Below are 11,416 nucleotides of genomic sequence, written 5' to 3' on the forward strand. Positions count from 1 at the left end.
GCGCGCGCGGCCGGCGAGCGGCGCGCGCGGCCGGTGCCACGCCCGTCGCCCCGGTGCGGAACCCGAATCCACGACCGGGGCGACGGCGAGGGGGCGCTGTGGGCCGGGAGGCCCCTGATCCGGGACTCCTCGCACGTCGCGTGGTTCCCCCCTCCGACCGCGGAGCCACCGTCACCGGCTCCCTGGGCCGGAGTCGATCACTCGCGCGGTACGCCCACCGTACTCAGACTGCACGGACGTGCGCGACCCGTTGACCGTTCACGGGCTGTGTGCTATCCGGCGTCGTCGGTACCGGAGTCGTCGTCCGCGTCGCCGGGCACCACCGCACGGGACCACGCCGAGTCGTCCGCCGTGCTCGTGTCCGACGGCTCCGGGGTGAGCACGAGACCGGACCCCGAGGTGGCGGCGGCGTAGAGGTCCTCGAGCCAGCTGCGGTTGATCCGGGGCACCCGGCTGCCGGAGAACTTGAAGTGCAGGCTCACGTTCGGGTGCATCCAGATGGTGCTGCGCCCGTTGCCGTGGACGGCGTCGTCCTTCCACGAGAACGCGAACCGGTGCTCCCGCCGGAGCATGTTCACGATGACGATCTGCAGGTGTGTGAGCGCTCGATCGTCGATCCGGAGGTCGAGCGGCTCTCCGTCGTAGATGAGCTGACCCATGCGTCCTTGTACACCGCGGGGGTTGTGCGGCGGGCAGGACCGTCGTAACGTACAACCAAATGGTTGCACGAACCGAACTGAGCGATGCCGAGGTCGACCGGGTCTTCCACGCCCTGGCCGATGCGACCAGACGCGACATCGTCCGTCGCACCCTGGTCGGCGAGGCGTCCGTGAGCGCACTCGCGGACGCCTACGCGATGTCGTTCGCCGCCGTCCAGAAGCACGTCGCCGTCCTCGAAGGAGCAGGACTCGTGACCAAGGAACCCCGGGGCCGCACCCGCATCGTGCGCGCCGAGCCGGGACAGATCGATCGCGTCCGTGGGCTGCTCGACGGTTACGCGAACCTCTGGCGCGGCCGGATCGACCGGCTCGACGCACTGCTGGGAGCAGACCGCGCGCCGCGCGGCGACGACCGAACGCAAGGGAGCCACTGATGCCGACCACGTCCGTCCACACCGACCCCGAGGAGCTCACCATGACCCTCGTGGCCGAGTTCCCCGTCCCCGTCGAACGCCTCTGGGCAGCGTTCGCGGATCCCCGGCAGCTCGAACGCTTCTGGGGCCCGCCCGGGTTCCCCGCCACGTTCACGTCGTTCGACCTCCGTCCCGGCGGCGTCGCCCACTACCGGATGACCTCGCCCGAGAACGAACGCTTCCACGCACTCTGGCAGGTGTCCGAGGTCGACGAACCCCGCCGGATCGCCTTCCGCGACCTGTTCTCCGACGCCGAGGGCACGGTCGACGACTCGCTGCCCGCGAGCGAGACCGTGCTGTCGTTCGACACCGTCGACAGCGGGTCACGGGTGACGGTGCTGACGTCGTTCGCGTCCTCCGCCGACCTCGAGGCCATGCTCGAGATGGGCATGCTCGACGGCTACGAGCAGGCGTTCGGGCAGCTCGACACGGTGCTGGCCGACCTCCGCGAGTACGCCCTCGGCCGGGGCACGGTCACCGAGATCGTGGACGACACCCACGTGGCCATCACCCGCGCGTTCGCGGCGCCGCGGCACCTGCTCTGGCGTGCGCACACGGAGCCGGAGCTGATGCGCCGCTGGCTGCTCGGGCCGGACGGGTGGGAGATGACGGTGTGCGAGAACGACCTGGTCGTCGGCGGCTCGTTCCGGCAGGCCTGGGCGCCCGTCGGGGACACCGAGGGCGAGGCGTTCGGGTTCGAGGGCGAGAACCTCGTCATCGAGCCGGAACGCCGCATGGTCACGACCGAACGGATGACCGGTGCGCCGTTCCCGGCCAACGTCAACGACCTGCAGTTCGACGAGGCCGACGGCGTCACGCTCATGACGCTCCGCATCACCTACCCCGACCGGGAGCAGCGGGACATGATCCTCGCGACCGGCATGACGGACGGCATGGAGACGAGCTACCAGCGTCTGGAACGCGAGGTCCTGTCCGCGGCGGCATGAGTCGTGACGGACGGGAGGCGCGGTGCCGGCCGGCACCGCGCCTCCCGACCGTCAGCCGGTCACGTCAGGGACGCGCGGTCACGTCAGGGGCGCGTCGCCTCGTAGCGGCGTGCGCCGCCGCGGACGCCGGCGAAGCGGTACGGCGCAGCCGTGACCCGCGGACGCTCGACGTCCTCGCTCGTCGCGGCACCCGCGGCGTGCAGCTCCCGGTAGGCGTCGACCGAGAGCGGCACCCGGGCGGCGAGGAGCTCGCGGACCCGGCCCACACGGCGGTGGTCGCGGTACGCCGGCTGCACGATGCCGGTGATGAGCTCCCCGACGCTGCCGGACCCGTAGCTGAACAGGCCGATGCGCTCCCCGGCGAGGTCGTCGTCGAGGTCGAGCAGTGCGGCCAGCCCGATCCAGAGCGACGCCGTGTAGGTGTTGCCGGTCTGCTTGTTGTACGTGAACCCGAGGGCGAGCTCGGACTCGTCGAAGGGCACCCCGACGTGCTGCGTGAGCTTCCGGTGCGCCTTGAGCGCCATCTTCGTGAACGGCTGGTGGTGGACGAATCGCACGATGTCCTCGTACGCCGGTCCGCCCTGCCCCGCGAGGTCGTCCCACGCCCCGACGAACGCGTCGACGTAGGCGCTCACGGACAGGCGGCCGTCGACGAGTGCGGTGGAGCGGTCGTTCGGCCGCCAGAAGTCGTCGACGTCGGCGGTGAAGACACCCGCGGCCGGCTCGATCTCGATGAGGTCGGGGTCGGCGGCGATCAGGATCGCGGCGGCGCCGGCACCCTGCGTCGGCTCGGCGGCGGTGTCGACGTCGTAGCGCGCGACGTCGGCGGCGATGACGAGCACGCGCTCCCGCGGAGCACGCGCGACGATGCCGAGGGCGAGCTGGACGGCAGCGGTCCCGCCGTAGCAGGCTTGCTTCAGCTCGACGACGCGGACGTTCTGCGGCAGCCCGAGCAGGCCGTGCACGAACACCCCGGCGGCCTTCGACTGGTCCACCCCGGACTCGGTGGCGAAGAGCACCGTGCGGATGCCGTCGGCACCGTGGCGGTCGATGATCTCCTTCGCGGCGGCGGCGCCCATCGTGACGATGTCCTCGTCGGGAGCGGGCACGCTGAACGCGTCCTGCCCGATGCCGACGTGGTACTTCGCCGGGTCCACCCCGAGGCGCTCGGCGAGGTCGTCGAGCTCGAGCACGTGGTGCCCGGTCGCGACGGCGAGGTCGTGGATGCCGATGCGGGTCACGCTGCACCTCCGGCGGGCTTCGCGCCGCGACGTTCCATCGCGACGTGGGCGGCCATCAGCTCGCCCGGGTTGGTCTGCGCGGCGAGCAGGGAGAGTTCCCCGCACAGGACGGTCGCGGCGCAGAGGGCGGCGAGCCGGCGGGCGTTCGCACCGGGCTCGCGGTCCTCGCGGCAGCCGAGGCGCACGAGGGCGTCCTCGACGACGGGCAGGTCCCCGCCCTTGCCGTTGCCGACCGTGCCGACGATGAGGTGCGGGAGCGAGGTGGCGAAGTACAGGTCGCCGTCGCGGTCCTCGGCGCTCGTGATGCCCTGGGACCCCTCGACGATGTTCGCCGCGTCCTGCCCGGTGGCCAGGTAGAAGCCGAGGAGCATGTTCGCGTAGTGGGCGTTCGCGGAGCGGATGGCCCCGGCGATGGTCGACCCGACGAGGTTCTTCGCGACGTTGAGCTCGGCGATGCGTGCCGCGCTCGACCGGAGCCGCTTCTCGACGACCTCGCCCGGGATGACGATCTCGGCGACGGTGTTCCGGCCGCGTCCGCGGATGCCGTTCACCGCGGTGGCCTTCTTGTCGGTGCAGAAGTTGCCCGAGACGCTGACGTACCGCAGGCCCGGCTCCCACGCGAGGATCGCCGGCAGGAGCTTGTCCGCCGCCTGCGTGACCATGTTGTGCCCGGAGGCGTCGCCGGTGGTGAACGCGAAGCGCAGGAACAGCAGGTCCCCGACGATCTCCGGGTGCACCTCGATGAGCTTCGCGAAGCGGCTCTGGCCGGCGACGATCTGCTCGAGCTCGTCCTGCCGGGCGAGGATGCGCCCGGTCGCGAGGTGTGCCGCGGCCGCGCTGTCGGCACGGACGACGACCGAACGGGTCATGCGCTCGTCCACGACGGTCGCGACGATGCCGCCCTCGACCATGCGCGAGATGCGGGCGCCGCGGCCGACGGACGGCCAGAGCGGCGACTCGTACGTGGCGAGCGGCACCTCGTGCTCGCCCTCCACCGCGTTGCCGCTGATGCGGATCGGCCCCACCCACTTCGTGGGGATCGGGGTCAGCAGGTCAGTCATCGACGCTCCCTTCGGGCGCTTGCACCGCGACGCTGAGGTGTCTGATGTCGTGCGCCTCCCAGGCGCGGTGGATGCCGGCGAGGTCGGTGTCCGCCGGGACGAGCGCGATGCCGCAGTCGCCGCCGCCGGCACCGGACGGCTTGGCCGCCCCGCCCGCGGCTTCGACGACGTCGCACAGGGTCGCGAGTCGCTCGGTCTCGATCTGCGAGCCGACCGACGTGCCGAGGCGCTGGAGCAGCCCACGGGCGCGCCGGAGTGCCCCGAGGGTGCGCTCGGCGTCGCCGGTCTGGAGGCCGACGGTGAGGTCGTCGACGCAGGTGCGACTCTCGTCGAGGAACGCCTGGTAGCCGCCGTTGCGGTGCCGACGGACGACACCGACGAGCTTCGTGGTCGAGGCCGGCGAACCGGTCCAGCCGACGAGCAGCTCGAGGTTCTCGGGGGCGGGCAGCCGCTGGACGTCGAAGCCCTCCCACGCGCCCGCGTCGCCGAGGATCTCGGTCACGGTGCGGGTGTCGAGCTGCGCCGCGAGCCGTTCGCGGTCCGGCGCGCTGTAGCGGAGCCAGCCGCCGAAGGTGCTCGCGGCGAGGTCCCCGCCGGATGCGCGCGGGTTCACCCGGATCGTGGCGAGCAGGGCGACCTGGAAGCGCTTCCGCTGCGAGAGCCCGAGTCCGTAGAAGCGGTCGAGGGCCCCCACCGTGGCGACGGTCACCGCCGCGGAGGACCCGAGCCCGAACTTCCGGCCGCTCGCGTCGTCGAGCTGGCTGTGGATGCGGAGGTCGTGGAACCGCGGTGCGATGCCCTGCTCGGCGCGGAGCTTCTCGACGAGGTCGATCGTCGCCATCACGTAGTCGTACGGGTGGTGCTCGGTGTCGAGCGCGATGCCGTCCTCGGCGCGGGTCCAGGTGAGCGGGAGGTGTCCGTACTCCTCGGAGTGCACGCTGCCGGCGCCGTGGCCCTCGCGCACGCGCGCGGTGATGGCGCGGTCGAGGGCGATGATGACGGACGGCTGGCCCGGCTCGACGACGGCGTACTCGCCCGCGACGAACAGCTTGCCGTGGGCACGGAACTCGATCACTCGGCGGACTCCTCTGGTCGGACGACACCCGGTGCGGGTGCCTCCGGGTCCTGCGTCGCAGGGACTTCGGAGCCGAGCAGGCGCGCGCCTGGTCCGGTACCGGACTCGATCACGTCGCCGAAGCCCGCGAGCGCGGACGCGACGGCGCCCCGGCCCTCGGGCTTCGTGAGCACGACGACGTTCGGGCCGGCGTCGGCGGTGGCGTACGCCTCGACCCCGGCGGCACGGAGTTCGGCCACGGCGTCGAACACGGCGACGCTGCGGGCGTTGAGGTAGCGGATGGGTGGGAAGGCGCCCTCGATCGTGGCGTGCATGCGGAGGGCGTTGCTCTCGGTCAGCTCACCGATGCGGGTGAAGTCCCCCGCGGCGCAGGCGGTGAGCATGTCCCCGACGGTCTTGGTGGTCGAGGTGACCCAGGCGGGGTAGAACGGCGACGTCGCGACGGTGCGCCGCATCGCCTCGCGCGAGCCGATCGCCTTCGGGCCGGCGTCGATCGTCACGACGACCATGGCCATCGGCGGCGCGGGGATCGGCTCGGCGTAGGAGCCCTCGTCGTCGCCGGCGTGCCACACCGCCACGCCACCGGGGATCGACCGGGTGGCCGAACCGGAGCCGCGTCGGGCGAGCCGGGACAGGTCGCGCGCGGAGAGGTCGAGACCGTACGCCGCCGCGGCCGCGGTCGCGAGCGCCGCGAACCCCGAGGCGCTCGAGGCCAGTCCGGCTCCGGTCGGCACGGTGTTCTCGGACACCACCGACGCCCGCGCCGAGGACCCGGCGAGCTCGCGCACGAGGTCGAGGAACTGCGTGACCCGCACGAGCGCCCCGTCGGTCGAGACCGAGCCGTTGAGGGTGAGGGTGTCGTCCGCCGTGTCCCCGACGGTCACCGACGTCGTCGTCGGGAACACGTCGAGTCCCATCGAGACGCTGCCGGTCGCCGGCAGGGCGAGGGAGGCGTCCGCCTTGCCCCAGTACTTGACGAGGGCGATGTTGGGGTGCGCGACGGCGGTGGCGGTCATCAGGCGCGGTCTCCGATCGTGGTGGTCCAGGTGGCTGCGGCACCCGCGCCGCGCAGTGCGGCCGCGATGCGGTCCGCGTGGTCGACGTCCGTGGCGAGCGCGATGACGCACCCGCCGCGGCCCCCGCCCGTGAGCTTCGCGCCGAGGGCGTCGGCCGCACGTGCGGCACCGACGAGCCGGTCCAGGTCGTCGCTCGACACGTCGAGGTCGCTGAGCAGCTCGTGCGCGGCGTCCATCGTGGCACCGAGCGCCTGTGCGTCGCCGTCCACGAGCGTCGCCCGCGCGCGTCGGGCGAGTGCGCCGATCCGGTCGATCACGGCGCCGGTGCCGTCCGGGTCGGCGTCGTGACGGGCACGGACGGCGGACACCGCCTCGCGCGTGTGGCCGGGGACCCCGGTGTCGGCGACCACGAAGGCGAACCGGGCGCCGAGCTCGACCGGCTCGATGCGGCCGCCCTCGAACCAGACCGGTGCGTCGGCGACGACCCCGCGGGCGTCGAGTCCGGACGGTCGGCCGTGGGCGACCCGCTCGCACTCCTGGATGAGTCCGTGGTGCGCCTCGGCGTCGAGCGTCTCGCCGAGTGCGTCCGCGACCGCCGCGGTCACCGCCGCTGCCACCGCCGCGCTCGATCCCATGCCGCGAGCGGTGGGGACCGCGCTGTCGACGCGCACGTGGAAGCGGCGGTCCGTCACGCCGAAGTGCCGCAGCGTGGCGGTGACCGCGGTGACGGTCGGCATCACGGCGGCGGGGGCGAGGTCGAGCGGGCCGGTGTGCACGGCCGACTCGAGGCGGTGCCCCTCGGCGTCGTCGATCGGCGTGACCGTCGCGACCACCACGGCGTCGATGACCGGCAGGACGAGCGCGGGTGCGCCGTAGACCACGGCGTGCTCCCCGATCAGGATCGTCTTGCCGTGGGACGACGCCCTACCGGTGCGGCGGGTGGGGCCGGCTCCAGTGGTCGCTGAGTTGTCGAGGTCGTTGGTGGTCATCGTGGGTCACGTCAGCCTAACCGTCCCGGCCATGCACGCGCTCGACGGTGTCCGTACCCCGCCCGTGAGCGCGCTCCACGAGGTCGCCGTTCCGGGCGTACGGTGATAGTCAGCATGCTGACTACCCGAGGAGCCGCCCCGTGAGCACCCACCACACCCCCGACCGCCGACGCTGGGCCGGACTCGTCGTCATCAGCATCGCCGTCTCGCTCATCATCGTCGACTCGACCATCGTGAACGTCGCGATCCCGAGCATCGTGGCCGACCTCGACATCGGTTCCACCCTGGTGCAGTGGGTGCAGGAGAGCTACACCCTGGTCTTCGCGGCGCTCCTGCTCGTGTTCGGCTCGCTCGCCGACCGCTTCGGCCGGCGGCGCCTGTTGATCGTGGGCGTCACGGTGTTCGCGCTCGCCTCGGTCCTCGCCGCACTGGCCCCGACGGGCGACCTGCTCGTGCTCGCCCGCATCGTGCAGGGCGTCGGCGGCGCGATGGTGCTGCCGACGACCCTCTCGCTCGTGAACGCCACCTTCACCGGCCGCGAGCGCGGGATCGCCTTCGCCGTCTGGGGCTCCACGATCGGCGGCATGGTCGCGGTGGGCCCGCTCCTCGGCGGCTGGCTGACGACGGACTTCTCGTGGCGGTGGGCGTTCGGCATCAACGTGCCGCTCGGCATCGCGATCGTCGTCGGCGCGTCCCTGACCGTCCGCGAGTCCCGCGACACCGTGCACGCCGGCCGGATCGACGTCGTCGGCGCCGTCCTCAGCGTCGTGACGAGCGCCTCGCTCGTGTTCGGCCTCATCGAGGGACGCACGTACGGCTGGTGGTCGAACGCCACCCGGCTGACGGTCGGCGACTGGACCTGGCCCGGACCGCTCTCCCCGATCCCGTACGCGTTCGCGCTCTGCGTCGTCGCGGGCGTGGCGTTCGTCCTCTGGACGAGGCGGCGACAGCGCGCGGGCCGCTCCACGCTCATCGCGCTCGACCTCTTCACGATCGGGTCGTTCCGGAACGGGTCGATCGCGGCCCTCATCGTGTCGCTCGGCGAGTTCGGCATCATCCTGTCCCTGCCGATCTGGCTGCAGAACGTGCTCGGGTACTCGGCGCTGCAGACCGGGTTCGTCCTGCTCGCCCTGGCCATCGGGTCGTTCGTCGCGAGCGGGTTCGCGGCGACGGCCGGCCAGCGGATCGGCGCGCTGCGGATCGTCCGGATCGGCATCGCCGCGGAGATCGTCGGCGTCGCGGCGATCGGCTTCGTCGTGACCTCGTCGACGCCGTGGTGGGCGATCGTGCCGTGCCTGTTCGTCTACGGGTTCGGTGTCGGTCTCGCGACCGCGCAGCTCACGAGCGTCGTGCTGCGGGACGTCCCGGTCGAGCGCAGCGGCGAGGCCTCCGGCGCCCAGAGCACCGCCCGGCAGATCGGGTCGGCGCTCGGCATCGCGGTGCTCGGCACGGTGCTGTTCACGTCGACCGGCACGCTGCTGCAGCACCGGCTCGAGGACGCCGGGTCCTCGAGCGCGGCCGCGTCGCAGATCGCCGATGCCGTGGTCGCGTCCTCCGGCGGGTCGATCGCGGCACTCACCGAGCAGAGTCCGACGGCAGGAGCCGCTGCGGCCGAGGCGTTCAGTGACGGCACGCGCGCGGCCGCCTGGTCGGCCGCGGGCTTCCTGGTGCTCGGCCTCGCGGCCACCCTGCGCCTGCGCAGTCGCCCGGAGGACACCGAGGAGGCCGGACCGGACGCCGCCCCGACGACCGCCGACGCGACCGACTGACGGACGGGAGGCGCGGGTCGGCCCCGCCCCGCGCCTCCCGTCCGCCCCACCGGGCCCCGCGCCGGGGGCGACGCGGGTCGCTCACTCGGCCAGACACGCCAGCAGGCCAGCGAGGGACCCGCGTTGCCAGGGAGACGTCCTCGCCGCGGTGGGGACGGCGGTGACCATGGGCGGTCGACCGGGCGTGACCGGGACAGATCGGCAACAGGTGCCCCCGATACGGTTGTGCACAACTGAGTTGCGTGCAATGCTTGTGGCATGCCCGTGACCGACGAGATGGTGTGCTTCTCCCTCTACGCGGCGAGCCGTGCGACCACGCAGGCGTACCGGACCCTGCTGGAACCGTGGGGACTCACCTACCCGCAGTACCTCGTCCTCGTGACGCTGTGGATCGAGGGCGACCAGACCGTCTCCGGTCTCGGCGACCACCTGCAGCTCGACTCCGGCACCCTCTCGCCGCTCCTGCGCCGCATGGAGCAGTCGGACCTCGTCCGTCGCGAACGTCGCAGCACCGACGAACGGGTCGTCACGATCACGCTCGGCGACCGCGGCCGCTCGATCCGCGGCGAACTGGCCCACATCCCGTCGACGATCGCCGCCGGGATGGGCCTGCCCGACGAGCACGCCGCGACGGAACTCATCGCGACGCTGCACCGGCTGACCGAGACCATGCACGCCGCTGCGACGCCGAACCGCGCCGCCGCGGACCACTGACCCCACGAAGGAAGGAACACCATGGAAGCCCTCTACACCGCCGAGGCCCTCTCCACCGGCGCCGGCCGCGACGGCCGCGTCGCCACCAGCGACGGCTCGTTCGCGCTCGACCTCGCGATCCCGAAGGAGATGGGTGGCTCGGGCGCCGGCACCAACCCCGAGCAGCTCTTCGCCGCCGGGTACGCCGCGTGCTTCCACTCAGCACTGCAGGGTGTCGCCCGCAGCCAGAAGGTGAAGATCGCCGACTCCTCCGTCGGCGGCCGCGTGCAGATCGGCCCGAACGGCGAGGGTGGCTACCAGCTGGCCGTGCTGCTCGAGGTCGTCCTGCCCGGGCTCGAGCACGACCAGGCACAGGCCCTCGCGGACGCCGCGCACCAGGTCTGCCCGTACTCGAACGCGACCCGCGGCAACATCGACGTCACCATCACCGTCTCGGAGGACTAGTCCATGAGCACCACCCCCACCACCATGCGCGCCGTCGTCCACGAGACCTTCGCCGAGCCGGCCGAGGTCCTCGGTGTGCAGGAGCGCCCGGTCCCCACCCCCGGCGCCGGCGAGGTCCTCGTCCGCACGGTCCTCTCCCCCATCCACAACCACGACCTCTGGACCGTCCGCGGCACGTACGGCTTCAAGCCCGAACTGCCGGCGGCCTCCGGCACCGAGGCGCTCGGCGTGGTCGAGGCCCTCGGCGAGGGCGTCACGAACCTGCAGGTCGGCCAGCGCGTCGCCGGCGGGGCGTTCGGCGTCTGGGCCGAGTACTACACCGCGAACGCCGCCGGGCTCGTCCCGGTGCCCGACGCGATGCCCGACGAGGCAGCGGCACAGCTCGTCTCGATGCCGTTCAGCGCGATCAGCCTGCTGCACTCGCTCGACCTGCACGAGGGTGACTGGCTGATCCAGAACGCCGCGAACGGCGCGGTCGGCCGCATGGTCGCCCAGCTCGGCGCCGCGCGTGGCATCAACGTCATCGGGCTCGTCCGCCGCTCCGCCGGCGTCGAGGAACTCCGCGAGCAGGGCATCGAGCGCATCGTCGCCACCGACGCGGACGACTGGAAGGACCAGGTCGCCGCGATCACCGGCGGTGCGCCGATCGTCGCGGGCGTCGAGTCCGTCGGTGGCAAGGCCGCCGGCGACATCGCGAGCGTCCTCGGCGAGAACGCCACCCTCGTCGTGTTCGGCGCGATGGCCTCCCCCACGCTCGAGATCCCGTCCGGCAAGGTCATCTTCGGCCAGCTCACGGTGAAGGGCTTCTGGGGCAGCGTCGTCAGCAAGACGATGCCGGCCGAGACGAAGGGGCAGCTCTTCGGCGAGCTCATCACCCGCGTGCTCGACGGTTCGCTGACGCTCCCCGTCGCGGAGACGTTCGCCTTCGAGGACGTCCGCGACGCGGTCCGCGCCTCGGACACCGCCGGCCGCGTCGGCAAGGTGCTCCTGCGCCCGTAGACGCGACAGTGCAACGGACTGGAGGCGCG

General features: G+C 72.6%; 12 protein-coding genes. 6 read left to right on the forward strand and 6 right to left on the reverse strand.

The genetic code is table 11. From position 1 onward, the window contains the following. Positions 1-272 precede the first annotated feature (272 nt). Complete coding sequence (locus BIV03_RS13775; protein WP_070418059.1) at positions 273-659, reverse strand: ATP-dependent DNA ligase; 387 nt, start codon at positions 657-659, stop codon at positions 273-275. A 59-nt stretch (positions 660-718) separates the two neighbouring features. Between BIV03_RS13775 and BIV03_RS13780 the strand changes: the two genes are divergently transcribed. After that, on the forward strand, positions 719-1,093 hold the full coding sequence (locus BIV03_RS13780; RefSeq protein WP_071296101.1) for a helix-turn-helix transcriptional regulator: 375 nt from the start codon (positions 719-721) through the stop codon (positions 1,091-1,093). Continuing rightward, positions 1,093-2,079: an SRPBCC family protein gene (locus tag BIV03_RS13785; protein WP_071296102.1), complete on the forward strand. Its 987-nt coding sequence runs from the start codon at positions 1,093-1,095 to the stop codon at positions 2,077-2,079. The genes BIV03_RS13780 and BIV03_RS13785 overlap by 1 nt, the downstream gene beginning before the upstream one ends. A gap of 83 nt (positions 2,080-2,162) precedes the next feature. On the opposite strand, the gene BIV03_RS13790 is transcribed toward BIV03_RS13785, so the two are convergent. The 5 genes from BIV03_RS13790 to mvk are packed head-to-tail and all read right to left on the reverse strand — an operon-like array spanning position 2,163 to position 7,461. Further along, positions 2,163-3,320 (reverse strand): hydroxymethylglutaryl-CoA synthase, encoded by a 1,158-nt coding sequence (locus tag BIV03_RS13790; protein WP_071296103.1) that lies wholly within the window; start codon positions 3,318-3,320, stop codon positions 2,163-2,165. Beyond that, positions 3,317-4,381, reverse strand: coding sequence for a hydroxymethylglutaryl-CoA reductase (locus BIV03_RS13795; protein ID WP_070418055.1), 1,065 nt, complete (start codon positions 4,379-4,381; stop codon positions 3,317-3,319). Before BIV03_RS13795 ends, BIV03_RS13790 begins: the two co-directional genes overlap by 4 nt. Then, positions 4,374-5,456 carry a phosphomevalonate kinase gene (locus BIV03_RS13800; protein WP_071296104.1) on the reverse strand — a complete coding sequence of 361 codons (1,083 nt, stop codon included), beginning with the start codon at positions 5,454-5,456 and terminating at the stop codon, positions 4,374-4,376. The genes BIV03_RS13795 and BIV03_RS13800 overlap by 8 nt, the downstream gene beginning before the upstream one ends. Beyond that, positions 5,453-6,472, reverse strand: coding sequence for a diphosphomevalonate decarboxylase (gene mvaD, locus BIV03_RS13805; protein ID WP_071296105.1), 1,020 nt, complete (start codon positions 6,470-6,472; stop codon positions 5,453-5,455). Before mvaD ends, BIV03_RS13800 begins: the two co-directional genes overlap by 4 nt. Continuing rightward, positions 6,472-7,461: a mevalonate kinase gene (gene mvk / locus BIV03_RS13810; RefSeq protein WP_083403439.1), complete on the reverse strand. Its 990-nt coding sequence runs from the start codon at positions 7,459-7,461 to the stop codon at positions 6,472-6,474. The genes mvaD and mvk overlap by 1 nt, the downstream gene beginning before the upstream one ends. A 140-nt stretch (positions 7,462-7,601) precedes the next feature. Between mvk and BIV03_RS13815 the strand changes: the two genes are divergently transcribed. The 4 genes from BIV03_RS13815 (at position 7,602) to BIV03_RS13830 (ending at position 11,387) form a co-directional block, all read left to right on the forward strand. Beyond that, on the forward strand, positions 7,602-9,230 hold the full coding sequence (locus BIV03_RS13815; protein WP_071296106.1) for a DHA2 family efflux MFS transporter permease subunit: 1,629 nt from the start codon (positions 7,602-7,604) through the stop codon (positions 9,228-9,230). A 258-nt stretch (positions 9,231-9,488) separates the two neighbouring features. Then, positions 9,489-9,944: a MarR family winged helix-turn-helix transcriptional regulator gene (locus BIV03_RS13820; RefSeq protein WP_175473692.1), complete on the forward strand. Its 456-nt coding sequence runs from the start codon at positions 9,489-9,491 to the stop codon at positions 9,942-9,944. 21 nt (positions 9,945-9,965) lie between these two features. After that, a complete protein-coding gene (locus BIV03_RS13825) occupies positions 9,966-10,388 on the forward strand; it encodes an organic hydroperoxide resistance protein (protein ID WP_022905450.1) in 423 nt (140 codons plus the stop codon). A 24-nt stretch (positions 10,389-10,412) separates the two neighbouring features. Next, positions 10,413-11,387, forward strand: coding sequence for a zinc-binding dehydrogenase (locus BIV03_RS13830; protein WP_071296124.1), 975 nt, complete (start codon positions 10,413-10,415; stop codon positions 11,385-11,387). The last annotated feature ends 29 nt before the right edge of the window (positions 11,388-11,416 follow it).

Source organism: Curtobacterium sp. MCBA15_016 (assembly GCF_001865105.1).
In the GTDB taxonomy this organism is placed as follows: domain Bacteria; phylum Actinomycetota; class Actinomycetes; order Actinomycetales; family Microbacteriaceae; genus Curtobacterium.